General features: G+C 65.7%; 23 protein-coding genes. 8 read left to right on the forward strand and 15 right to left on the reverse strand.

What is annotated here, in order from left to right:
* Positions 1 to 621 (reverse strand): MarC family protein, encoded by a 621-nt coding sequence (locus BH683_RS04815; RefSeq protein WP_084835137.1) that lies wholly within the window; start codon positions 619 to 621, stop codon positions 1 to 3.
* 135 nt (positions 622 to 756) lie between these two features.
* On the opposite strand from BH683_RS04815, the gene corA reads away from it, so the two are divergent.
* Positions 757 to 1,827 (forward strand): magnesium/cobalt transporter CorA, encoded by a 1,071-nt coding sequence (gene corA / locus BH683_RS04820; protein WP_084835167.1) that lies wholly within the window; start codon positions 757 to 759, stop codon positions 1,825 to 1,827.
* On the opposite strand, the gene BH683_RS04825 is transcribed toward corA, so the two are convergent.
* Positions 1,824 to 2,438, reverse strand: a complete 615-nt coding sequence (locus BH683_RS04825) for a suppressor of fused domain protein (protein WP_084835138.1) — start codon at positions 2,436 to 2,438, stop codon at positions 1,824 to 1,826. The two genes, corA and BH683_RS04825, sit on opposite strands and share 4 nt — an antisense overlap.
* A 73-nt stretch (positions 2,439 to 2,511) precedes the next feature.
* Between BH683_RS04825 and BH683_RS04830 the strand changes: the two genes are divergently transcribed.
* Both BH683_RS04830 and BH683_RS04835 read left to right on the forward strand, forming a co-directional pair.
* Positions 2,512 to 3,246, forward strand: a complete 735-nt coding sequence (locus BH683_RS04830; RefSeq protein ID WP_084835168.1) for a metallophosphoesterase — start codon at positions 2,512 to 2,514, stop codon at positions 3,244 to 3,246.
* On the forward strand, positions 3,236 to 4,099 hold the full coding sequence (locus BH683_RS04835; protein ID WP_084835139.1) for a chromosome partitioning protein ParB: 864 nt from the start codon (positions 3,236 to 3,238) through the stop codon (positions 4,097 to 4,099). Before BH683_RS04830 ends, BH683_RS04835 begins: the two co-directional genes overlap by 11 nt.
* Positions 4,100 to 4,172: 73 nt before the next feature.
* On the opposite strand, the gene ugpC is transcribed toward BH683_RS04835, so the two are convergent.
* From ugpC to BH683_RS04860, 5 genes are all read right to left on the reverse strand, one after another.
* Positions 4,173 to 5,345: a sn-glycerol-3-phosphate ABC transporter ATP-binding protein UgpC gene (gene ugpC / locus BH683_RS04840; protein WP_084835140.1), complete on the reverse strand. Its 1,173-nt coding sequence runs from the start codon at positions 5,343 to 5,345 to the stop codon at positions 4,173 to 4,175.
* Positions 5,346 to 5,348: 3 nt separating this feature from the next.
* The gene (locus tag BH683_RS04845; protein ID WP_084835141.1) at positions 5,349 to 6,179 is read right to left on the reverse strand and encodes a carbohydrate ABC transporter permease; all 831 of its coding nucleotides are present in this window, start codon (positions 6,177 to 6,179) and stop codon (positions 5,349 to 5,351) included.
* A gap of 8 nt (positions 6,180 to 6,187) precedes the next feature.
* Positions 6,188 to 7,120, reverse strand: coding sequence for a sugar ABC transporter permease (locus BH683_RS04850; protein ID WP_084835142.1), 933 nt, complete (start codon positions 7,118 to 7,120; stop codon positions 6,188 to 6,190).
* Positions 7,117 to 8,535, reverse strand: coding sequence for an extracellular solute-binding protein (locus tag BH683_RS04855; protein WP_246833194.1), 1,419 nt, complete (start codon positions 8,533 to 8,535; stop codon positions 7,117 to 7,119). The genes BH683_RS04850 and BH683_RS04855 overlap by 4 nt, the downstream gene beginning before the upstream one ends.
* Positions 8,536 to 8,833: 298 nt before the next feature.
* Positions 8,834 to 9,319, reverse strand: a complete 486-nt coding sequence (locus BH683_RS04860; RefSeq protein ID WP_084835144.1) for a general stress protein — start codon at positions 9,317 to 9,319, stop codon at positions 8,834 to 8,836.
* 396 nt (positions 9,320 to 9,715) lie between these two features.
* On the opposite strand from BH683_RS04860, the gene BH683_RS04865 reads away from it, so the two are divergent.
* From BH683_RS04865 to BH683_RS04880, 4 genes are all read left to right on the forward strand, one after another.
* Positions 9,716 to 11,008: a CBS domain-containing protein gene (locus tag BH683_RS04865; protein WP_084835145.1), complete on the forward strand. Its 1,293-nt coding sequence runs from the start codon at positions 9,716 to 9,718 to the stop codon at positions 11,006 to 11,008.
* Entirely contained in the window at positions 11,008 to 11,652 is a 645-nt protein-coding gene (locus tag BH683_RS04870) for a DUF1003 domain-containing protein (protein ID WP_084835146.1), read from the forward strand. The genes BH683_RS04865 and BH683_RS04870 overlap by 1 nt, the downstream gene beginning before the upstream one ends.
* Positions 11,653 to 11,867: 215 nt before the next feature.
* On the forward strand, positions 11,868 to 12,812 hold the full coding sequence (locus BH683_RS04875) for a lytic murein transglycosylase (protein WP_143695976.1): 945 nt from the start codon (positions 11,868 to 11,870) through the stop codon (positions 12,810 to 12,812).
* Between the two features lie 61 nt (positions 12,813 to 12,873).
* Positions 12,874 to 14,031, forward strand: a complete 1,158-nt coding sequence (locus BH683_RS04880; RefSeq protein WP_084835147.1) for an Mrp/NBP35 family ATP-binding protein — start codon at positions 12,874 to 12,876, stop codon at positions 14,029 to 14,031.
* A 186-nt stretch (positions 14,032 to 14,217) separates the two neighbouring features.
* Here the strand turns inward: BH683_RS04880 and tatB are convergent, their stop codons facing one another.
* From tatB to sigE, 4 genes are all read right to left on the reverse strand, one after another.
* Positions 14,218 to 14,730, reverse strand: a complete 513-nt coding sequence (gene tatB, locus BH683_RS04885; RefSeq protein WP_084835148.1) for a Sec-independent protein translocase protein TatB — start codon at positions 14,728 to 14,730, stop codon at positions 14,218 to 14,220.
* 46 nt (positions 14,731 to 14,776) lie between these two features.
* The gene (locus BH683_RS04890; RefSeq protein WP_246833195.1) at positions 14,777 to 16,210 is read right to left on the reverse strand and encodes a trypsin-like peptidase domain-containing protein; all 1,434 of its coding nucleotides are present in this window, start codon (positions 16,208 to 16,210) and stop codon (positions 14,777 to 14,779) included.
* Positions 16,211 to 16,415: 205 nt separating this feature from the next.
* On the reverse strand, positions 16,416 to 16,919 hold the full coding sequence (locus tag BH683_RS04895) for a hypothetical protein (protein WP_084835150.1): 504 nt from the start codon (positions 16,917 to 16,919) through the stop codon (positions 16,416 to 16,418).
* Positions 16,920 to 17,077: 158 nt separating this feature from the next.
* A complete protein-coding gene (sigE, locus tag BH683_RS04900; RefSeq protein ID WP_246833196.1) occupies positions 17,078 to 17,692 on the reverse strand; it encodes an RNA polymerase sigma factor SigE in 615 nt (204 codons plus the stop codon).
* A 413-nt stretch (positions 17,693 to 18,105) separates the two neighbouring features.
* Between sigE and BH683_RS04905 the strand changes: the two genes are divergently transcribed.
* Entirely contained in the window at positions 18,106 to 18,753 is a 648-nt protein-coding gene (locus BH683_RS04905; RefSeq protein ID WP_246833197.1) for an O-methyltransferase, read from the forward strand.
* 45 nt (positions 18,754 to 18,798) lie between these two features.
* On the opposite strand, the gene BH683_RS04910 is transcribed toward BH683_RS04905, so the two are convergent.
* The 4 genes from BH683_RS04910 to rfbD form a co-directional block, all read right to left on the reverse strand.
* A complete protein-coding gene (locus tag BH683_RS04910) occupies positions 18,799 to 19,593 on the reverse strand; it encodes an SGNH/GDSL hydrolase family protein (protein ID WP_084835153.1) in 795 nt (264 codons plus the stop codon).
* Positions 19,586 to 20,689, reverse strand: coding sequence for an NDP-sugar synthase (locus BH683_RS04915; protein ID WP_084835170.1), 1,104 nt, complete (start codon positions 20,687 to 20,689; stop codon positions 19,586 to 19,588). The genes BH683_RS04910 and BH683_RS04915 overlap by 8 nt, the downstream gene beginning before the upstream one ends.
* An 11-nt stretch (positions 20,690 to 20,700) precedes the next feature.
* On the reverse strand, positions 20,701 to 21,639 hold the full coding sequence (locus BH683_RS04920; RefSeq protein WP_246833190.1) for a glycosyltransferase family 2 protein: 939 nt from the start codon (positions 21,637 to 21,639) through the stop codon (positions 20,701 to 20,703).
* A 73-nt stretch (positions 21,640 to 21,712) separates the two neighbouring features.
* Positions 21,713 to 22,567: a dTDP-4-dehydrorhamnose reductase gene (gene rfbD, locus BH683_RS04925; protein WP_281492288.1), complete on the reverse strand. Its 855-nt coding sequence runs from the start codon at positions 22,565 to 22,567 to the stop codon at positions 21,713 to 21,715.
* Positions 22,568 to 23,195: the final 628 nt, after the last annotated feature.

Consider the following 23,195-nt stretch of genomic DNA (forward strand, 5'->3'; position numbering starts at 1 on the left):
TCAACCTGCAGCGATGAACCCCTTGATCGAGTCGGCGATCAGCTGCACGGCGATCGCTGCGAGCAGCAGGCCGGCGATCTTGGCCATCAGGGTGATACCACCGATACCGAGGATCTTGATCAGGACCGTCGAGAAGCGCAGTACGAGCACCAAGATGATGTGGATGCTCACGATCGCGGCACCGATCGCCAGGTAAGCGCTGGTGGCCCCGTCCGCCTGGCCCACGTTGACGATCACGGCAGCGATCGCACCCGGTCCCGCGAGGAGCGGCGTCCCGAGTGGCACGAGTGCGACGTTGACGTCGTCGGAAACGGACTGCGGATTACCCGCGTTTCCGAGCCCGGTGAGCAACTGAAGGGCCACCAGCAGGAGCAGCAGACCTCCGGCACCCTGCAGGGCCGGGATCCCGATGTGCAGGTAGTTGAGGATGGCGTTGCCTGCGATCGCGAAGACGGTGATGACCAGAAAGCTCACCGCAGGCGCCTGCCAGGCGGCCCGGTTGCGTACAGCGGGCGGCCGGTGGCCGACCAGCGACAGGAACAGTGGCACCTGACCGGGCGGATCCATGATGACCGCCAGCGTGATCAACATGGTGAGATAGAGCGTGGTGTCGAACCCCATGGGGTTCAGTCTTTCATCCTCCGCGACTGCTGATCGGCATCTGGACTGCCCGTCGGCGGTGGGGCCGACGATCCGGGCGTAGCATCCCCAGTGGATCGAGCACCCGGCCGACCGTTCTCGCACAAGGAGGCTGCCATGCCCTCGCGGCCACATCTTCGCAGCAGCTCGGCGAGCCCGAAACCGACTGCCCGAGTGCCGGTTCCGGCATCGCGAGCCGTTGTCGACTGCGCCGTCTACGTCGAGGGCAGACGACTGCCCGGTTTGCGTACTTTTTCTCACGCGCTCTCGGAGGTCCGGTCGTCGGGCACCGGATATGTCTGGGTCGGCCTGCTCTCGCCGGACAACCGTCAGATGGAAGGCGTCGCAGAGGCTTTCGGCCTCCACGAACTCGTTGTCGAAGATGCGGTGCAGGCCCATCAGCGCCCCAAGCTCGAACAGTACGACGACATTCTGTTCCTGGTGCTCAAGACTGTGAAATATCTTGAGCACGAGACGCTTCAGGTGGCCAACGAGGTCGTCGAGACGGGCGAGATCATGGTGATGTGCGGTCCTGATTTCGTGATCACGGTCCGCCATGGCGACCACACCGGGCTCGCAGGCGTCCGAAAGCATCTCGAGGCCCGCCCCGAGCAACTCGCCCTCGGACCCAGTTCGGTGATGCACGCCGTCGCCGACCATGTTGTCGACACCTACGTGGAGGTCACCTCCAGCATCGAACACGACGTCGACGCCGTCGAGGAGAACATATTTTCGCCGGGGCGGCGCATCGAGATCGAACCGGTGTATCTGCTCAAACGCGAGGTGATGGAGCTTCGGCGCGCGGTGGATCCGCTCGACCTCGCGCTGCGCAGGATGACCTCGTCGGACAACAAATTGGTCCCGAAAGAGGTGCGCCGGTACTTCCGCGACGTGCAAGACCACCACAGCAGTGTCAACGAACGTATCGCCACCTACGACGAGGTGCTGACCTCACTCATCGACGCCGCGCTGGCCAAGGTCGGTATCCAGCAGAACACCGACATGCGCAAGATCTCGGCGTGGGTGGCGATCGCGTCCGTTCCCACGATGGTTGCCGGGATCTACGGGATGAACTTCGAGAACATCCCGGAACTGCAGTGGAAGTATGGCTACTACGCAGTGCTGCTGATCCTCGTCACGGTCTGCGTCCTGCTGTGGCGGACCTTTCGGAAGAATCACTGGCTCTAACCGATGCTCGCACCTGCCCGAACCGGATCGCGAACGTCGATACCCGCCTCGATCCACGCAGCGCGCAGCGCGTCCACGCCCTTCAGCCGTACCCACGCCGCCTCGTTGGCGGTCACCGGGACAGCCCGGAAGAACGTGACGTCCTCACGGTCGCCGGACAGCACACACGGCGGGATCGGGTCGACCTCCACTACGACGGCGCTGCACCTCGACCCCTCCCACAGCGGTTCTCCGAGGTCGATCAGCGCGTCTGCGGTCAGCACGAGCCCCTCGACGGCAGGCGCCGCCGCGAGCATGGCGACCGACCGATGCAGACCGGGCAACGGCGCCGACGCATACATTCGGATGACGATCTCTCCCCTGGGCCCGGCGTTCGGATCGACAACGATCTGATCGGGCTCGCCCATGGGGTGTCGGCTACAGCCGAGTGAGACGTACTCGACCTCCTCCTGATCAGGACTCGTGGGGTCGAAGCCGCCGGTAAATCGCAGCACGTCAATGGATTCCAGACCCAGGAAGGTCACCGACGCCCGCTGGGGTTCGATGCCTTCGAAAGCTCTCATCAGGTGCGCCGTCACCTGGTCGATCACCGACGATTCTGACTCACTCATCCTCACCCCAGTAAAACACCACCATCTCACCGAGACGGGCCCTGGGCCGCACTCGCACGCTAGGGTCGTGGTGATGGTGCGTGTGCTCTCGGTATCGGACGAAGTCGTCGACAGCCTCAATCACGGGGCGGCCGACGAGCTCGCCCCTGATCTCATCATCGGCGCAGGCGATCTCCCCTTCGACTACCTCGAAAAACTGATGGCGCGGTTCGGGGTGCCCTGCGTCTTCGTGCCGGGCAACCACGACCGCGACCTCACCGGGTACAAGCGCACCCGCAGCGGGTGGACACAGGCAGGACTGCCGGTGAAGTATCCGGGCCCAGAGGGAGCGGTGAACGCCGACGGCCGCATCGTCACCGTGGCCGGTGTGCGGGTGGCCGGGCTCGGTGGGTGTATCAGATACAACGACGGGCCGAATCAGTATCGCGAGGCGGCTCAGCGGCAGCGGGCGAACCGGCTCGCGCTTCGCCGCTTCCGACATCGGGTGATGCCCGGACAGGGAGCGGTGGACATCCTGCTCACCCACAGTCCGGCTCGCGGCATCGGCGATGCCGAGGACGGGCCCCACCGCGGCTTCAAGTGCTTCCTGCCACTGATCTATCGTCTGCGCCCACAGGTGTTGCTACACGGGCACATTCATCCGCATGGCCAGACTCCGATGGATCACACGATCCTGCTGAAGAAACGAATCCCCGGACAGACCCTGCGACGCAGCACAATGTCGATCAACACCGTCGGTTACTGCCTGTTCGACATCGAGCCGGGTGGGTCCGGGGTCGAGGTGCACCGGAGACGCCATGGCGCGTGATACGGGATTTCCCGGCGCGGACGCCGAGAACGATTTCAGCAGGCAGCGCCGACGTGCTGAACTGGCCCGGCTCTCCGCCTGGCTGACCCGGCAGCCCGCCGACGTCAACACCGTGTTGCCCTTCGACGAAGTGGTTGCGGCCCTGGGAAAGACCGGCGAAACCTTCCTCGGTCTCGTGGTCGTGGACGTGTCCTCGATCGTCGGCAGCGTCGACCGCACCCGGGACTTCGATCGCTACTTCCGGCCGACATCGGCCCGGATCAGGGAACGCTGGCAGCGGCTGGCCACCGCGCAACGGCGCGGCGAATCGGTACCGCCCGTACAGCTGTACCGGATCGGGACGATGCACTTCGTGATCGACGGTCACCACCGGGTGTCCATTGCCATCGCCCGTCGGTTCGGCAAGATCGACGCCTACGTCACCGAGATCCACACCCGGATCTCGCCGGAAGGGATCAACGCGCGTTCCGACCTGATCATGAAGGATCACCGGCGCCTGTTCGCCTCCCGGGTTCCACTGGAAGGCAAACAGCGAGAGGCGATCTGGTTCGACGATCCTTTCGACTACGCCGAACTCGCCGAGAACGTCGAAGCCTGGGGTTTCCGGCTCGGCCAGGAGACCGGCACGTTCATGGGTCGGGCGGAGGTGGCGCGCCGCTGGTTCGGGGAGGAGTTCCTGCCGGTCGTGCGCATGGCGCGGCGAGCGGACATCCTGCCGGAGATCACCAGCGATGCAGAGCTGTACATCTGGCTGGCGTGCGAACGCTACCGGATGGTGCGCAGGCACATCTGGGACGAGGACATCATCGACGAACTCCGGATCCGCTCACGGCGCCGCGGCAAACTTCCCTGAATCGACCACCTCGACCCGGCCGTACCGTCCGTCGACCGGGGCCTCACCGGTCAACGGACGGCAATGGGGTTGCTCAGAGACTCAGGTTGGCACCACTCTGCTGATCGAAAACCGAGACCTTCGAGGTGTCATAGAACAATTCGGCATTCTGGCCCTTGGACACCGTGGACTCCGGCGACAGCCGGGCGATCAATTGTCCGCTGCCCATCGGCTGACCCGCGTCCGCGGCGATGTCGGCGAGCGCCTGTGCGGACGCATCGCCACCTTCTACCGAGAAGTACGCGTAGTTGTCCGACCCCATCGACTCGAGAACGCTGACCTTCGCCGTGAAGGTCGCTCCCCTCGACTTCGTCAAGGTCTCGACGAGACTCGCATCTTCGAAATGCTCGGGGCGGATACCGATCAGCACTTCGCCGTTGCTCCGCACCGATTTGGCGTTGTCGATCACCCGGCCCATGTCGGGTGGCGTGACCTCGCCGAGCGCGGTCTCTATCCCGTTCTGGGTCAAGCGTCCCGGCAGAAAGTTCATCGCAGGCGATCCGATGAAACCGGCGACGAACAGATTCGACGGCTTGTTGTACAGCTCAGCCGGTGAACCGATCTGCTGCACGAGTCCCGACCGCAGCACCACGACCCGGTCGCCGAGCGTCATGGCCTCGGTCTGATCGTGTGTGACGTAGACGGTGGTGGTCCCGAGTCGCTGTTGGAGTTGGGCGATCTCGGTGCGGGTCTGCACGCGTAGTTTCGCGTCAAGGTTCGACAGCGGCTCGTCCATCAGGAACGCCTTCGGCGAACGGACGATCGCACGACCCATGGCGACACGCTGCCGCTGGCCACCCGACAGGTTCGCCGGCTTGCGATCGAGGTATTGCCCCAGATCGAGGATCCTGGCGGCCTCGTCGACCTTGGACGTGATCTCCTGCTTCGACATCTTCGCAAGGGTCAGCGGGAACGCGATGTTGTCGCGCACCGTCATGTGGGGATACAGCGCATACGACTGGAACACCATCGCGATGTCACGGTCCTTCGGCGCCTTCTCGTTCACCCGCTCCCCTGCGATACGCAGTTCGCCCGAAGAGATGTCCTCCAGGCCCGCGATCATGTTGAGAGTCGTGGACTTTCCGCATCCGGAGGGACCGACCAGGATGATGAACTCACCGTCGGCGATGGTGATGTCCACGTCGCTGACGGCCAGCGAACCGTCAGGGTACTTCTTGGTCACCTGGTCCAGAACGATCTCGGCCATTGGTTATCCCTTCACAGCGCCGGAGGTCAGACCGGCAACGATTCGACGTTGGAACAGCAGGACAAAGATGATGATCGGGATCGTGATGACCACGGCTGCCGCCGCGATCGAACCCGTTGGTTCCTCGAATTGGCTACTGCCGGTGAAGTTCGCGATCGCCACCGGCGCGGTGATCGATCTCTCGGTCGACGTCAGCGAGATCGCCAGCAGCAGATCGTTCCACGCGAAGATGAAGACGAGGATCGCCGCGGTGACGATACCCGGGGCAGCCAGGGGTGCGATGACCTTGCGGAAGGCCTGCGCCGGCGTGGCCCCGTCCATCTTCGCGGCCTTCTCCAGCTCCCAGGGGATCTCCCGGAAGAACGCCGACAGCGTGTAGATCGCGAGCGGCAGGGCGAACGTGATGTACGGCAGGATCAAACCCGCCCACGTGTCGAACAGGCCCAGCCGTCGTTCGATGTTGAACAGTGGGGTCACCAGCGAGATCTGCGGGAACATCGCAATCAGCAGTGCGGCGCCCACCAGGGCTTTCTTGCCCGGGAAGTCAAGGCGAGCAATGGCATAGGCCGCCATCGTGCCGAGAGCGACCGCGATCACGGTGGTGATCAACCCGATACCGATCGAGTTGCGCAGAGCGGAGGTGAACGCACTGGTCTCGAAGATGCTGGAGTAGTTGTCCAGAGTCCATTCCTTCGGAATGAAGCTACCGTCCTTCACACTGCCGGGCGGCTTGAACGACAAGCTGACAATCCACACCACCGGGATCAATGCGTAGAGCAGGACCAGCAGGTTGACGACCGACCAGCTGATGCGTTTTCCCATCAAGGTATTCATCGGTACGGTTACCGCCCCTCGTTGTCAGAGCCGGGTGCCGAGGCCCCGAACAACTTGATGAAGATGAACGCGATGATCGCGACACACACGAAGATGAGCACGCTGATCGCGGATCCAACGCCCAGGTTGAAAGCCTTGAACAGGTTGTCGTAGCCCAGCATCGACACTGAGTAGGTGTTGTTGCTGCCTCGGGTCAGGATGTAGATGTTGTCGAACACCCGGAAGGCGTCGAGGGTGCGGAACAGCAGCGCCACCAGGATCGCGGGCTTCATGAGCGGCAGTATGATCCGCCACAGGCGAGTCCAGGCACCCGCGCCATCCATCTGCGCAGCCTTGAGAAGGTCATCGGGCACCAGCGCCAGGCCGGCGAGGAGCAGCAGCGCCATGAACGGCGTCGTCTTCCAGACCTCCGCCAGGATGATGATCGCCAGCGACGGCCACTGCTCGGTGAGCGGCGCGCTACCGTCCGGGAGCAGGTTCGCGAGGTAACCGGTGCCGGGAGTCCAGGCGTAGTACCAGGAGAACGCTGCGACCACCGTGACGATGCCGTACGGGATCAGGACCACCGTGCGGATCGCGCCCTTGGCGAACAGGGTTCGGTGCATCACCAGGGCGATGGCCATACCCAGCACCAGCTCGATGATCACCGACACCACCGTGATGAACAGCGTCACGCTCAATGCCGTCCACCAGTAGCTGTCGGTCAGAACGGTGCCGTAGTTGCTGAACCAGATGAACTCGTTCTCGCCGGGGGCAGACAGGCTCGCCTTCTGCAAGCTCAGCCAGAACGCGTACACGATCGGGTAGCCGGTGACGAGGATCATCATGATCACCGCCGGGGTGATCAACCACAACCCCAACCGACGCTCAGCCCGTTTGCCCTCGCTGAGCTGTGCCTTCTTCTTGCTCGGCGCAGCTTCCTTGTCCAGCGTTGCGGTCATGGGATCAGTCCCTCCCCTTCGATGGCCTTGGTGACCTGCTCCGCGAGAATGTCGACCATCTGCTCCGGATCCCACGATCCGACCGGACTGAGCTTCGCGGTGATCAGGGTCGAGATTGCCTGATAGTCAGGAGAAGCCGGTCGCAATGCCGCCGAACCTGTCTCGAGCTGCGCCTTGATCGCGTCACCCATCGGGTATGCGTCCTGGAACTCGGGGTCGTCGTAGATCGACGCGATCGTCGGGGGCGTGCCACCACTGATCGAGTAGAGCTTCTGCGATTGCTCGTTGGTCAAGCACGCCGCGGCCTTGAAGGCGAGATCCTTCTGTTGCGAGGTATCGGCAACCGCGATGTTCACGCCGCCGAGCGTGACCTTCGACTGTTCGTCCGGGAGCACACCCGGATAGCGGGAGAAGTCGAACGCGGTCTGTACCGCGGCGTTGACCGGCGCCAACTCGGCGTCGGCGGGTGGGTTGTCGGGATCGGCGAACAGCGGACCGAACTCTGCCTTGACATCCGAGAGGAACGCGACGTCGCCGGCTGCGGCATTCGATCGCATGGACGGGAACACGAACGGCCAGTTGACCTCGAACGTTGCCTGCCCACTTTCCATCCCGAGCCGAGCCGAGGACTCATCGCTGTTGGTGATCGAGGGATCGGCACCCGGGGCGGTCGCGACGGCCTTGAGCGTCTGCAGCGCCTTCAGCGTGGCGGCACGATGCTCGGGGGTGTCGTTCAGTGTCTGCTTGTTCGGGTCGTCCGGGTCGAGTACCTGGCCGCCGGCGCTCGCGAGAACGGAGTTGAACCACACCATGAGGCCCTCGTATTGCTTGCCTTGCACCATGATGTAGCTCGGTCCACCGGCCTTGCGGATCTCCTCGTTCTCCGCCAGCATCTGGTCCCACGTCGCCGGCGGGGTCGGCCGGTTCAGGTACTGCTCGATGACATCCTTGCGGTACCAGAGCAGCTGGGTGTTGGTCCAGGTCGGAATCGCGTAGAGACGTTTTTCGTTGTCATCGTTGGTTTTCCAGAGAGCCGTCTCGTAAGGTCCCCCGAGGGTCGTCGCCTTGATCTCCGCGGCCATCTCGTCGGGCACCGGTTCGATCCAGCCGGCGTCGGCGAACTCTGCCGTCCACACGACGTCCATGCCCATCAGATCGAGGCCCTTGTCGTTGCCCGCCAGTCGACGCGCCAACTGCAGGCGCTGATCGTCCGCAGCCTTCGGCAACGCAAACGTCTTGATCTCGTACTCGCCGTTGGACTCCGCGGTACAGGTGTTGCCGGCTTCCTCGATGAACGACGCGCCGTCCGCGGGCGCATAGACGTTGATCGTCCCAGTCGTGTAACCGGAGCTGCACGCACTGAGCACCGGAAGTGTCACAGCAACTGCCGCACAAGACAATCCGAGCTTTTTCAAACCGCCGTACTTCTTGGGTCCTGCTGATCGACCGTCATTCCCGGCCGAATCATCTTTGCACCGCACGCAGCCTCCTCGATGAGTCCGAAAGGTGCGCCGATCGCTACGGACGCACCCCTCCATGCCTGCAAGTTAACTTATAGGCGTCTGAGAGTGACGCGCAACACAATCGGCATGATCGTGCCAACCTGACATCAAATCGTTCCCCCCGGTCACGGACCGGTCTCATCGGAACGAGGCCCGTACGCTGCATCTTCGCCGGCCCGGGACCGGGCAGCGCACACCCCCGCCGGCGGTATTAGGGAGTGAGACGGCTGAGCATGTCCCGGGCGCGTTCGGCGCTCTTGGGGTCGCAGAGAACGTCGTAACGACCGGCGACCAGCTGCATGGTCGAGGAGAAATCACGCTGACCGCGCGTCGCGGCATACGGGATGGAGGTCGACACGACGCCGAACACGATGCCGCCGACCAGACCAAACAGCAACGGCACCAAAGGATTCGTGTCGACGACGATTCCGACGAGCAGCCCGAAGAAGAGGCCGAGCCAAGCACCGGACACGATGCCACCGCCGATCACCTTCCCCCAGGTCAGACGGCCCAGGACGCGTTCGACCTGCATCAGGTCGACTCCCACGATGGTCACGTCCTGGACGGGGAAGTTCTCGTCGGACAAGAAATCCACCGCGCGTTGCGCTTCGGCGTAGGTCGTGTACGAGCCGATCGGCCACCCCTTGGGTGGGGTCGGCAGTCCGGGGCGTGGCGTCGGGCGTATCGGGTTGCTCATGGTCTTCGCTCCTCCTGATGATGCCGGGTCGGCCTGAATCCGCCATCTGCAATTGTCTGCGACGATCAGGCCCTACATGGAGATCATCTCAGAATCGCGATCGGGGCTGCCATCGTCGCGAGGCCCATCACCACCGGCCACCCGCGATCACAGCGTGTGCCGCGGGACTGCAGCGGTCACGGTGCATCCAGGCGAGAGAGGCCACCGCGCAGAGTGATACACGCCTGTGTCTGTCAAATACAGTTCGGTCCAGTGCGTTTCACACAGAGCAACTCAGGGGTGCATCCTCCCCCGACACCCGGAATTCACCCGGGGTGGCACCGCTGACAGGCGGCGGCAGTTGAGAACCGTCACCGCAAAAGACGCGCTCGGACGCGCCCCACTACCCTTACCCCCATGGCAGCGGTGAGCAAGGCATTCGTGGCCAGGCTTGCCGGTCTGGCCGTCATCGGACCCGACGGCGAATCGATCGGGCGGGTGAGAGACGTGGTGGTCTCCATCCGGTTCGGCACAGGCCAGCCGAGAGTCCTCGGGCTGGCTGTCGAACTGACGACCCGTCGACGGATCTTCGTCCCGATGTTGCGGGTGACCGCCATCGAGCCGAACTCGGTCACCCTGAGCACCGGAACCGTGAGTCTGCGACGACTGATCCTGCGTCCGGGAGAGGCCCTCGTTCTCGGACAGATCGTGGAGTCGCGCGTGCGTGTCGACGACCCGGACCTCGAACACCTCGCCGACGAGGACCTGGCCGTGGTCGACGTCGCCATCGAACGGCGACGCACCCGCGACTGGGTGATCTCACGCGTCGCCGTCCGGGGAGCACGTACCCGTCTCGGTCGACGCGGGGAAACCCATGTGGTCGAGTGGAACCACGTCCTCGGGCTGACGCAGAGCGCCCTGGCCCTGCCCGGTCAGGGGGTGGCCCAGATCTTGTCGCAGTTCGACGGCATGCGGGCTGCCGACGTGGCACACGCGCTGCGTGAACTGCCATCGAAGCGGCGCCAGGAGATCGCCTCGGCGCTCGACGACGAACGGCTCGCCGACGTCGTTCAGGAGCTCCCGACCGACGATCAGACCGACCTACTCGGCCATATGGCCGTCGAGCGGGCCGCCGACGTCCTCGAGGCGATGGACCCGGACGATGCGGCCGACCTTCTCGGTGAGCTACCCGGCGCGGAGGCAGAGGCACTACTGCAGCTGATGGATCCTCAGGAGTCCGAGCCGGTCCGCCGGCTGATGCTGCACTCCCCGGACACCGCCGGTGGTCTGATGACCACCGAACCACTGGTCGTCACGCCGTCGACCACGATCGCCGAGGCCCTCGCGCGCGCCCGGAACCCCGACCTGACGCCGGCGTCCGCATCGCTGACGTTCGTCGTGCGGCCGCCGACCGCCACCCCGACCGGCAAGTACCTCGGTTGCGTCCACATCCAGGCGCTCCTGCGGGAACCACCCGCCAACCTCGTCGGCGGGATCATCGACGATCGGCTTCCCAACCTCGGGCCGAACGACTCCCTGGAGAAGGTCACCCGTTACTTCGCCACCTACAACCTCGTCTGCGGACCCGTCATCGACGATGACGGACACCTGATCGGCGCGGTGACGGTCGACGACCTTCTCGATCACCTGCTGCCCGAGGATTGGCGCGAGACCGAAGGCGACGACGATCTTGCCGAAGGGTTGCGCTGATGAGCCCCAGCGACCGCGACAACCGGTCGACCCCCAGGACAGAGCGGCAGAATGCCCGTTCCGTCCGGCGGCTCGACACACCCGGCCAGAACCGGCGCTGGAAACTGAATCTCGACTCCGACGTCGTCGGGGTCTACAGCGAGCGCGTCGCACGGTTCCTCGGCACGGGCCGGTATCTCGCCATCCAGACGATCATCGTCATCATCTGGATCTTCCTCAATCTCGTGGTCATCAGCCTCCGATGGGATCCATACCCGTTCATCCTGCTGAACCTCGCCTTTTCGACGCAGGCCGCCTATGCGGCGCCGCTGATCCTGCTGGCCCAGAATCGCCAGGAGAACCGCGACAAGGTCTCGCTCGAAGAGGACCGGATGCGCGCCGAACAGACGAAGGCCGATACCGAGTTCCTGGCCCGCGAACTCGCGGCCGTGCGGCTCGCGGTCGGTGACACCGTGACCCGCGACTATCTACGACGCGAGCTGGACGACCTCCTCACAGAACTCTCCGATCGGCTGCTGGGCGACCAAGCGAAGCGAGAAGAGCAGGCGAAACGAGAAGAGCAGGCCAAACGAGAAGAGCAGGCCAGGCGAGACGACCACGAGCGCGAGGAGCGCACGCGGTCCGGCGGCGTGCTCGACGACTGATCGTCCGCATTTTTTCGGCGCACGAACCGGTCGGCCGGCCGCAGCCCACTGCGACAAACATCGGTTTGCCCGCGCACGCAATCAGCAAATATGTATCGTGGGTCACATTCGCCGTGGGACATGGCGGGCCGGGGAGATCAACACAGGAGTTGCGGGACGTGCGGTGGGGTCGAGTGCAATTGCTGACCGGGTGTGCGGTCATCGGTATCGGCCTGATGGCCGCCGCGGGATCGAGCGCTCACAGTGGGCCCGCACCCACTCTCACCGTCGCGGGCACCGAACGCCCGGCGACACCCGCCGCCGAGATCCTCCCGGTCGCGGCCCGCCCGCAACTCGACTTCCTCCCGCCCGCGGCTGCGCCCGCTGATGACCTCCCGCAGGTCGTCGATCCCCTGTCGATACCGCGGATCCGGGCAGATGCACTGCCGTCGGGCCCGCTGGGAATTCCGGGAATCGTGTTGCAGGCGTACAAATTGGCTGAACAGCGCGTCGCTGCGGAGTCACCTCAGTGCAAACTCCCCTGGTTCTTGCTCGCGGGGATCGGCCGGATCGAATCCGGACACGCCGGCGGCGGCAACGTCGACAGTTCCGGTACCACCCTCACCCCGATCGCAGGCCCGCTGCTCAACGGCCAGCTGTCCGGCAACGCGGTGATCACCGACACCGACGGCGGCCGGATCGACGGAGACCCGGGCCACGATCGAGCAATGGGACCGATGCAGTTCATACCCTCCACCTGGGCCTCGTGGGGCAGCGACGCCAACGGCGACGGGAAATCCGACCCCAACAACATCTTTGATGCCACCTACTCCGCCGGCCGATACCTGTGCTCCGGTGTCACCAACATCATGGGAGAAAAGACGAAGGTCAGCGCCGTCCTCCGCTACAACAACTCGATGGAATACGTCTCGAACGTCCTGTCCTGGGCGGCGGGGTACGCGACCGGTGCGGCGCCGACCGATACCGGACCGCTGCCCGCTCCGACGTCATCGAGTTCGTCCAGCAGCAGTTCCTCGACGCCACCCTCATCGAGCCCGAGTTCGCCGTCCGCGCCACCGTCCACCACCAAGACCACAGAGCCCTGTGTGATCATCTGCTTGCCTCCTGAGGTCCAGTCGCTGCTGCCGCCACCGCCCCCCGCACCCGCACCAGCTCGCTGACCGCGCGGATTGCGCGTACCGCAGCGGGGCGGATCAGGCCGCGGGCGTAAACTCGCGCCTGATGACACAAGCAACGTTGCCAACGGAATCCGCCATTCGTGCGGCACTGGCCAAAGTGGAAGACCCCGAGATCGGGAAACCGATCACCGACCTCGGGATGGTCAAGTCGATCGCTGTCGCCGACGACGCCAGCGTCTCCATCGAGATCTACCTGACGACGTCGGGGTGTCCGCTGAAGACCGAGATCACCCAGCGCGTCACCACGGCCGCGGCCGACGTCGCCGGGGTCGGGCGAGTCTCGGTGGAACTCGACGTGATGAACGACGAGCAACGCACAGAACTTCGTAAGAGCCTGCGCGGAGACCGCGCAGAACCTGTGATCCCGTTCGCCCAGCCTGGCTCGCTCACGCGCGTCTACGCGGTGGCCTCGGGCAAGGGCGGTGTCGGAAAGTCCAGTGTCACCGTGAATCTCGCTGCGGCACTGGCCGATCGAGGCCTCAAGGTCGGCGTCCTCGACGCCGATATCTACGGCCACTCGGTGCCCCGGATGCTCGGAAACGACGCCAAGCCCACCCAGGTGGAGAAGATGATCCTGCCGCCGATGAGCCACGGCGTGAAGTTCATCTCGATCGCACAGTTCACCAGCGGCAACACACCGGTCGTCTGGCGCGGCCCCATGCTGCACCGGGCTCTGCAGCAGTTCCTGGCCGACGTCTTCTGGGGGGACCTCGACATCCTCTTGCTCGACCTTCCCCCGGGTACCGGTGACGTGGCGATCTCGGTGGCGCAGCTGATCCCCGGTGCCGAGATCTTGGTGGTCACGACCCCACAGCAGGCCGCGGCCGAGGTTGCCGAACGCGCGGGCGCCATTGCACTGCAGACCCGCCAGAAAATCATGGGTGTGGTCGAGAACATGTCCTGGATGGAACTGCCGGACGGTAGTCGAATCGAACCGTTCGGGTCGGGTGGCGGCGCGCGTGTGTCGGAGCGCCTGACCGTCGCCGTGGGCGCGGAAGTTCCGTTGCTCGGGCAGATCCCACTCGATCCCGCGCTGCGGGAAGGCGGAGACGAGGGCGTACCCCTGGTGCTCTCTGCGCCTGACTCGACCGCCGGCGCCGCCCTGCGGCAGGTCGCCGAACGCCTTGCCGTTCGCAAACGCGGCCTGGCGGGCATGAATCTGGGCATCGACACCACCCGGAGTGCCGGCCCGAAGAGCTGATCGCACCAACGCATCCGGCATGCCGGCTCAGCGACGCAGGAGCGCCTCGATCCGCTTGGACAATCCCCTCACGCCCGTTGCGATGCGCCGCGCCCATGTTTGAACTTGTGCGTGGCGCACTGTGGTGGGCGTGATCCCTGGACACCGATCGGCGCAATCGACATTGTGAGAGTCGGGCCGCTGAGATCAGGTGGCGTCCCAGCGATCAACCGAGTTCGCCGCGGAGGTCGCGGGCTCGGTTGCCTCGCCCGCCTTGCTCAGATCGGGACTCTTGCCCGGCCCGGTGTTCTTCTCCAGCCCAGCGCTCTTGCTCGCCTCGGTGCCCTTGCCGAGCGACACCACCGTGGAGTTCTCATCCGTGGTCGGCAGGGGCTGGGATACCGGTTTTATCTTCGACTGACCTGAATCGAACTTGCCCGTGAAGATCGAATCGTCGCCGTCGAGCAGATGTTTGGTGATCACCGAACGCGGGCTCATACCGCGCAGCTCGTTGAGTTCGGCGAGCGGTTTGCGGAGATCTTCGAAGTCCGCCCCGAGATCGTCCTTGAGAGCGCTGGTGGCACCGGTCGCGTAGTCGCGAACCTGCCGGACCGACTTCATGGTCCACGAGATGGCACTGGGGAGACGTTCGGGACCGAGGATGACCAGGCCGGCGATCATCAAGACCGCTATCTCACCCCAACCGATGCTGCTGAACACCGCTCCAGGTTACTGTGCCACGGCGAACTGTCGAGTCGAACGGGTGTCAGTCGGCGGCGGGGGTGATGGTCGCGTCGAAGGTGCGCCCGTCACGCCAGTACTCGAATGGCACGTCCGCACCGATTTCGGAGGTCCGCACGGCCACGGTGAGCTCGTCAGCGTCCTCGATGACCCGGTCGCCGAACTTCGTGATCACGTCGCCTTCGCGGATACCAGCTCGGGCGGCCGGCGATCCCTCGACCACATTGCGGACCTGCGCGCCGAGCACGCGGTCGTTCCGCACCGAACTCGCGTTGACGCCGATCTGGGCGTGCACCACCCGACCGTCCTTGATCAGAGCCTGGGCGATCGGGAGGAATTCGTTGACGGGGATGGCGAAACCGAGGCCGATGGAGCCACCGCCAGGTGCCAGTCCGGCGGTGTTGATCCCGATGACCCGCCCCTCGTCGTCCACGAGCGGACCACCGGAGTTACCGGGGTTGATCGCCGCATCGGTCTGGATGGCGTCGATCACAGCGTCGGTGTCGGATGTCTCATCGGGTCGCAGCGGGACCGCCCGGCCCTCGGCGCTGACAATCCCGCTGGTGACCGTCTGGTCCAGGCCGAGGGGCGCGCCGAACGCGACGACCTCTTCGCCGATCTGGATCTTGCTGGAGTCACCGAGCTTCGCGACCGTGAGGTTTTCGACGCCGTCGACCTTGAGGACCGCGAGGTCGGTGCGGATGTCTCGACCCACGATGCGCGCCGGGACCCGGGTGCGATCGGAGAAGACGACCTCCAGCTTGGCGCTGCGATCGTTCGCTGCCATGGAGATGACGTGATTGTTGGTGACGATGTATCCCTCTTTGTCGATCACCACACCTGAACCGGTGCCGCCGCCGTCCGCGAGGCGGACATCGATCATCACGACCGACTTCTCGACCGCCTGCGCGACCCTGGCGACCTGGCTGCGAGGTTCGTCTTCGTTGTCGTCGTCGCTGCCGGAGAGGGAGACGGTGTCGGAATGCAGGGGCGAGGAGACCTCGGCCGTCAAACGTCCGATCAAACCGCCTGCGAGCCCGATCACCACGGCGATGACGCTCAGCACAGCGAGCGCCTTCCAGCTGACCTTGCGGTCGAAGAGGACTTCGGTGACGCCGAGTTTCGGTCCGGGAGCCGTCGGCGCAGGCGGGATGGGAGTGTCGACTGCCGGTGCGCTCAGGGACGCGGCCGCATCAGGATCCCGCCACGGGTCCGCAGCGCTCGGTGTCGTTTCTTTCTCACCGAATCGGGAGTCGGGATCTCGCTGGAGGGTGTCCGCACCCTCAGGACGGGAGAACGCCTCTTGCAAGACCGGGTCGGGGTCGGCGACCACCGGTTGCGCAGGACGCGTGCGGGCCACCTCGGGCGGCGCAAATGCTCCGTCGACGCCATCGGGCCTGCCGAAGACTGCGGTGGTCTGTTCCGGCACGGCCGGGTGGGAATTGGGGCGGGGTCCCAGTCGCGGCGCCTGATCAACCGAACCTCGCGCGGGATCGCCGTCCGGCCGCTGCGGAGATGGCTGCGAACCGTTGTTGTCAGGGTCTGTCACTGGCCCGCCCGAATCACCGGTCTCATCAAGAACTCGAACCCCTCGCTCGCAGCTGGTCGCCTGGACATCACCGGACTCGCCGGGTGATCCTCACCGAGGCTACCCGGCGCCGGTACTAGCGATTGCGCCGCCGCTGACCGCGGTGGACAGGGAACCCTGGGGCGTCCAGCGGCGATTCCTCGCCGACACGCCGGTCGTCACGGGCGCCGCCGTCGGCCATCCGGATATCGATCTCGCGGGTCGGGATCTGGCTCAATTCGCCGAGCAGGCCGGCGGGCATGTTGACCTCACCCGACCGGCGGAGCGCGGCGCGCGCGGCGCTCTGCGCCTCAACCTCGGCCCGGCACTGCGAGCACGCCTGGAGGTGCTGGGACGCCCGCATGTAGGCATTCATCCTGAGTTCGCCGTCGACGTAGGCAGCAACCGCCTCGGTTGCAAGATGCTCGGTCGAGAGGAACTTCCGTCCCCCTGCGCTGCCGGGTGCGCGGTAGCTCTTGTTCTGGGACAACATCGACGAAGCCGGTAACCAGCCGAGCACCCGACGGCGATTCCGCAGGCCCTTCGCGTTGTCATGCCCGGAATCCTCGGTGCGCGAATCGTCGGGAGTGCGCTCGGCCATCGTCTTCACCCCTTCGCATCGGTGTCGCACCTGCGACGTCAGAGTCCGACTGTACGTAAAACCGGCGCGGATCGCCGGTTGTCGTCGTCATCCAACGAAACAACGTCCGCGACGTCCCGCGAGTTCCGCAGGCAGCGCCGAATCCGGAGTCGGCGCGCTCAGAAGTCCTGCGCGAGCACGGAGCGGCCCGAATGGTGACCACTCGTCGCGAGATGATCCCGGATGGCCTGCCGGCCGCGGTGGATGCGGCTACGCACCGTACCCAGCTTGACGCCGAGGGTGGTGGCGATCTCTTCGTACGACAGTCCCTCGATGTCGCAGAGCACCACCGCAGCGCGGAACTCGGGAGCCAGGGAGTCGAGGGCGCTCTGCAGGTCCGGGTCGAGGTTGGCGTCATGGAAGATCTGCTCGGGATCGGGCTCGTTGCCGGGCACCCGCTCATAATCTTCGGGCAGAGCCTCCATCCGAATCTTGTTGCGGCGCCGCACCATATCGAGGAAGAGGTTCGTGGTGATGCGATGCAGCCACCCCTCGAACGTTCCCGCCTTGTAGCTCGACAGCGAACGGAACACCCGGATGAACGTCTCCTGCGTCAGGTCTTCGGCATCGTGCTGGTTTCCCGACAGGCGGTAGGCCAGCCGGTAGACGCGGTCGGCATGCTCACGAACCAGCTCGTCCCAGGCGGGCATCAGAGTGGAGTCGCCGGTGGCATCGAACCGTGCGGTGCCACCTTCAGGAATCGGATCACCGGTCGTCTCGAGCACGCCTGTCACACCATCGGAGTGGCCTTCGCCCACCGCAATACCGGTCCTGTCGATTTCGGTGTTGGCATCGATCACGATCAACTCCACATTTCTCCCCAGGACCAACTACTCGCGTCGGTCGTATTGCGCACCCTCAAAGATGGGATCTGGATGTATTGATACCCAGTCGGTCCAACATCGAAGCCTGCCTGCTTTGTTCCCCTATGACCTTGTCCGACCGGGGTGTGCACGCACTATGAGAGGGCTGAGTGTTGCCTGAGAGTCACAACCAGTTTCTCGCAGTTCAGCGGGCCATTCAACCCCGATCCGGACGCCGGGCAGCTCAGCGCGCCTAGTCCGTGATGGGCGGCGGCGGCGCTAACCTCTTATCCGTGTCAGATCACAGCGTCCCCGACAACTCCGATGCGACGGGATCAGCCACCATCGATCCGACGGTGCTGAGCCGCTACGCCGAAGCTGCGATCGTCGAGGACGAGGCGCTGCGGCTGGCGCGAGAGCGTTCGGATGAACTCGGCGCGCCGGCCATCACGCCGGCGGTCGGGGCGACGTTGTCGTTGCTGGCCCGTCTGGTGAACGCCAAGGCGGTTGTCGAGGTCGGGACCGGCGTAGGAATCAGCGGATTGTGGTTGCTCAACGGTATGCGCACCGAAGGCGTGCTCACCACGATCGACTCCGAGGCCGAACATCATCGAGCCGCGAAACTCGCGTTCAGCACCGCCGGGATCGGCCCGTCGCGCACCCGGCTGATCAACGGCCGAGCCGCCGAGGTCCTCCCCCGGCTCTCGGACGCCGGATATGACCTCGTGTTCATCGACGGCGCCGTGACCGATCAGCCCAGATTCGTCGCCGAGGGTCTGCGCCTGCTGCGCGAAGGCGGTGTACTGGTGGTCCACAACGCCTCCGCCGACGGGACCGTCGCCGACCCCGCCAGCACCGACCCGGCCGCGCTCGCCGCGCGCGAGGCGGCGCTGCTCATCGCCGACGACGACTCTCTCCTACCCGTGGTCATCCCACTGGGCCGAGGACTGCTCGCCGCCGCAAAAGCACAGATCGAACCCGAGACGGCGTGATCTGGCCGCGACCTCCGGGCACCGCCGGTTCCGGATTCGCGTCAGTCAGCTCTCGCTCGGCGCCATTGCGGTCAGCTCGGGATATTTCGGCCGGATGGTGTCGCCCGTAGACACGCCCCGCAGCCGCCTGCCCACCCAGGGAATGGCGTACTCCACAGTCCACTGACGACTGTCGCGTCGCCGCTGCGTAGGTGAAACCCGCTGTGCCGGGCCCAGTTCCACCGGCATCAGATCGTTGTCGATGCCGAGTGCCCGGAGCACCTCGATTGCCATGTAGACATGGCCCGCGGTGGACATGTGCAGCCGGTCGAATTCCCACATGCGCGGTTCGGAGTACACCCGCATCCGCCAGAAGTCGACCAGGGTCACCTCGCGGCGTTCGATGACCTCTCTGAGCAATTCGTTGTAGACCGCAAACCGTCCACGCAACGCCCCGAAGACGGACTTGCCGCCGGTGTCATAGGCGGTGAAGGTGACGACCGTGGCCCCGTTCGCCTGCAGTCGCCCGATCGCCTCGTCATAGGCCTCGATCAGGGCGTCGATATCGGCGCTCGGCCGGAGAAGATCGTTGGCACCCGCGCAGATGGCCACCAGATCAGGATTCATCGCCAGCGCGGGTTCCAACTGCTCACCGAGCACCGCAGACAGGACCCGGCCCCGGATACCCAGGTTCGCGTACCGGAACTCGGGATCCGCGCGCGCCATCACCTCGGCCACCCGATCAGCCCAGCCCCGCACGCCGTTGGGGCAGCGCGGCTCCACATCGCCAACCCCTTCCACGAAAGAATCACCAAGGGCGACAAAGCGTTTGAACGTCGGCGGGACACTCACCTCAGACATCGGTCGAGAACCTGATTCCACCGTCGGGGATCTTCACGCCGGGCCACACCCGGGCCCCACGCAGGAGCTCGCACCGGGCCCCGATGTCTGCGCCGTCACCGATCACGCCGTCGCGAATCAAGGCCCGCGGGCCGATTCGCGCACCGAACCCGACAATGGTCCGCTCGATCACCGCGCCTGCCTCGACCACCGCACCGTCGAAGATCACCGCACCGTCGAGGCGGGCTCCGGCGCCGATCTCGGCGCCGCGCCCCACCACGGTGCCGCCGATCAGCAGGGCGCCTGGGCCCACCGACGCGCCGTCGTGCACGAGGAACTCTCCGCGGTGTCCGTGCAGCGCGGGAGAAGGCGCGATACCGCGCACCAGGTCCGCGGAGCCGCGGACGAAGTCTTCCGGGGTTCCCATGTCGCGCCAGTACCCGGAGTCGACGTGCCCCTGGACGTGGCGGCCCTCCGCGAGCAGACCCGGGAAGACCTCACGTTCGACCGAGACCGGCCGACCCTCCGGGATGGTCTCGATCACCGAACGATTGAAGACGTAGCAGCCGGCGTTGATCTGGTCGGTCGGCGGATCCTGGGTCTTCTCGAGGAACGCGGTGACGCGCCCCTCGGAATCGGTGGGGACGCAACCGAAAGCACGTGGATCGGTGACCCGCACGAGGTGCAGGGTGACCTCTGCGCCCGAGGTCTGATGGGTGTCGACGATCGAGCGCACGTCGGTGCCGCACAGGACGTCACCGTTGAACACCAGGACGGTCTCCGCAGTGAGTTCCGGCAGCACGTTCCGGATCCCGCCGCCGGTCCCGAGAGGCTCCGATTCGTGCACGTAGGTGATCGACAACCCCATCTTGGAGCCATCGCCGAAATGCTGCTCGAACACCTTGGACTGGAACGAGGTACCCAACACGATGCGGGTGATACCTGCCGCGCTGATACGTGCGAGCAGGTGGGTCAGGAACGGCAGACCCGCCGTCGGCAACATCGGTTTCGGCGCCGACAGTGTCAGCGGCCGAAGGCGAGTGCCCTTACCGCCCACGAGGATCACCGCCTGCACATCGTCGACCGGGGTCGTCTGCGAGGTCTCACTCGAGGTCATGGTCGCACCTTTCACTTCAGCCGCCCGAGAGCGTCGGCACCGTTCAGAGAATTGTCGCGACTTTCGGCCCGCTTGGCCGAGCGGACGACGACCGCGGACCGTGCCGCGAGGCCGACGCGCAACGCCAGCCGTAGCGGCGCCTGCCACCAGTGTGGGTGACGATCGGCCTGGAACCGGTAGGCGCTGCGATGGTGAGCCGGCAGCATCGCGCCCGGATCGCGGCCGGCGGCATGGCCTTTCGCGTGCAGGATCTGCGCCCCCGGAACGTAGACGTTGAGCCATCCGGCCTTGCCCAGCCGGTCACCGAGATCCACGTCCTCCATGTACATGAAGTAGCGCGAGTCGAAGCCGTCGATCGAATCGAACGCGGCGCGGCGCAACAGCAGACACGAGCCCGACAACCAGCCAACCGGTCGCTCGGAGAGGTCTTCGTCCTGTTGGCGGTAGGCCGCCGTCCACGGATTCGACTTCCAGACCGTGCCCAGCACTGCATGGCCGGTGCCAGACACGAGGTCGGGAACGCGGCGGGCCGAGGGGTAGACGGTGCCGTCGGGTTCGTGGATGAGCGGCCCCAGCGAGCCTGCCCGTGGCCAGCGCTCCGCCGCCTCGAAGAGCTGGTCGATCGAGCCGGGACCCCACTCCACATCAGGGTTGGCGACCACCACGAACTCCGCAGTCGGATCGACCTCGGCGACTGCCCGGTTGATCGCGCCGCCGTAGCCGATGTTGCCACCGGTGCGCAGCAAAGAGACGTTGTCGTACTTCTCCGCCGCCGCCTCGGGGGCGCCGTCGATCGATCCGTTGTCGGCCAGGATCACCGTCACGCTCGCCGTGGTCGCGTGTTCCAGCGTCTGGATGAACCTCGTCAGGTACTCCCCAGGGGAATACGTCACCGTCACCACCGCCACACGCTTCGGGACCAGACTTTTCGGGGTGGGCTCAGCAGTCACGGGCTCAGGGTAACCGGCCCCCGCGGCTCGGCCGGACAGGACAGCGTCCGCGCCTGTCACCCCGACAGACGGGTCACTCACCGCCATGCACCGCTGCCGTCAAGGCCGCGCGCCAGTCCCGCAACGGCGTGAGCTCGGCGACCTGCCACGCCCGTCCGGAGAGAACGGAGTACGCCGGGCGCGGGGCCGGCCGAGGGAATTCCGCTGACGTCGTGGGCAGGACCCGCGACGGATCGGCGCCGACCTCGACGAACACCGCTTGGGCGAGGTCGAACCAACTGCAGCTGCCTGCGTTGGTCGCGTGCAGGATCTGCCCGGCCGCCACCGAGTCCGGACCGCTCACCTGCCCGGCCAGCTCGAGCAGCCCGTCGGCGAGATCACCTGAATACGTCGGCGACCCCACCTGATCGGTGACGACCGACACCGTGTCGCGCTCGCGTTCGAGCCGCCGCATGGTCCCCACGAAATCGGCCGAGTTCGCGGCACCGGTGTACACCCATGCCGTCCGGACGATGGTCGCCGACGGATCGCCGGCGCGGACAGCCTGTTCGCCCGCGAGCTTCGTCGCTCCGTACACCGAGTCGGGCCCCGTCGGATCCCCCGGTTCCAAGGGACGCGACGACGAACCGGGGAACACATAGTCGGTGGAGATGTGGATCAGACTCGCCCCGGTCCGCGCGGTGTGCTCAGCCAGGTAGCCCGGGCCCTCGGCATTCACGGCAGCGGCCGTACTGCGGTCCGATTCGGCGTTGTCGACAGCGGTGTACGCCGCGCAGTTGATCACCACATCACCGGGCCCCAGCTTCCCCAGTGCCTCGTAGACCGACACCGGATCGGTGATGTCGAGCTGAGCAGAGGTCAGCCCCCGGACCCGCGAACCCCCACGGACACGCAGTTGCGTGCCCAGTTGCCCGGCCACGCCGGTCACGACAATCGACCCCGATCCAGCCGAACCCCGCTCCGCTCCGTCTCCGCTGATGGTCGAGCTCCGCTCCGCTCCGTCTCCGCCAAGGGTCGAGCTCCGCTCCGCTCCGTCTCCGCTGATGGTCTGCATGCGCACAATCATGTCCGCTTTTACTTCGTCTTGGCCACTCGGACGCCCGATGCCCATCGCTTGACGATGTGAGGGACACGGGGCATCCGGCTGCATCAGGTGGCGAAGTTTCGCAAGTAGCATTGCGGTCAGTTCGACGACGGGCGCGCCCAGCGCGGTGTGCGACGTCGACGAGCGAAAACGCTGACGCGTACAGCCGGAGTAGACCGCACAGAGAAGGAGCGCACCCCGCAGTGGATCGTCCATCGTCGGATCGACCGCCGGACGAGCGCCGTACGGGATCTTCGGGGCAGCGCCGCGCCGGCGGTGGCCGCCACCAGCGTTCCGGCAGCGACGAACCACAGCGCCCGCAGGCAGCTCGCCGCCGCGAGCGAGAGCAGCCCACCGAGCCACCACCCCGCCGGACGACGTCCCCGAGAACCCGCAGACCACTGCCGGGCGACGGCTCCGCCACGCAGCGCCCTGCCCGGGCAACGAGCGAGCGTGCGGGTCGGCGTGATCG

Source organism: Williamsia sp. 1138 (genome assembly GCF_002095435.2).
Taxonomy (GTDB): Bacteria; Actinomycetota; Actinomycetes; order Mycobacteriales; family Mycobacteriaceae; genus Williamsia.

Coding starts and splice junctions, on each gene's coding strand:
- BH683_RS04880 (WP_084835147.1), top strand. CDS start 12,874: ATGACACAAGCAACGTTGCCAACGGAATCCGCCATTCGTGCGGCACTG.
- BH683_RS04850 (WP_084835142.1), bottom strand. CDS start 7,120: ATGACCGCAACGCTGGACAAGGAAGCTGCGCCGAGCAAGAAGAAGGCA.
- BH683_RS04830 (WP_084835168.1), top strand. CDS start 2,512: ATGGTGCGTGTGCTCTCGGTATCGGACGAAGTCGTCGACAGCCTCAAT.
- BH683_RS04825 (WP_084835138.1), bottom strand. CDS start 2,438: ATGAGTGAGTCAGAATCGTCGGTGATCGACCAGGTGACGGCGCACCTG.
- BH683_RS04865 (WP_084835145.1), top strand. CDS start 9,716: ATGGCAGCGGTGAGCAAGGCATTCGTGGCCAGGCTTGCCGGTCTGGCC.
- BH683_RS04845 (WP_084835141.1), bottom strand. CDS start 6,179: ATGAATACCTTGATGGGAAAACGCATCAGCTGGTCGGTCGTCAACCTG.
- BH683_RS04860 (WP_084835144.1), bottom strand. CDS start 9,319: ATGAGCAACCCGATACGCCCGACGCCACGCCCCGGACTGCCGACCCCA.
- BH683_RS04815 (WP_084835137.1), bottom strand. CDS start 621: ATGGGGTTCGACACCACGCTCTATCTCACCATGTTGATCACGCTGGCG.
- BH683_RS04895 (WP_084835150.1), bottom strand. CDS start 16,919: ATGGCCGAGCGCACTCCCGACGATTCGCGCACCGAGGATTCCGGGCAT.
- BH683_RS04910 (WP_084835153.1), bottom strand. CDS start 19,593: ATGTCTGAGGTGAGTGTCCCGCCGACGTTCAAACGCTTTGTCGCCCTT.
- BH683_RS04875 (WP_143695976.1), top strand. CDS start 11,868: ATGGCCGCCGCGGGATCGAGCGCTCACAGTGGGCCCGCACCCACTCTC.
- BH683_RS04870 (WP_084835146.1), top strand. CDS start 11,008: ATGAGCCCCAGCGACCGCGACAACCGGTCGACCCCCAGGACAGAGCGG.
- corA (WP_084835167.1), top strand. CDS start 757: ATGCCCTCGCGGCCACATCTTCGCAGCAGCTCGGCGAGCCCGAAACCG.
- BH683_RS04835 (WP_084835139.1), top strand. CDS start 3,236: ATGGCGCGTGATACGGGATTTCCCGGCGCGGACGCCGAGAACGATTTC.
- ugpC (WP_084835140.1), bottom strand. CDS start 5,345: ATGGCCGAGATCGTTCTGGACCAGGTGACCAAGAAGTACCCTGACGGT.
- BH683_RS04915 (WP_084835170.1), bottom strand. CDS start 20,689: ATGACCTCGAGTGAGACCTCGCAGACGACCCCGGTCGACGATGTGCAG.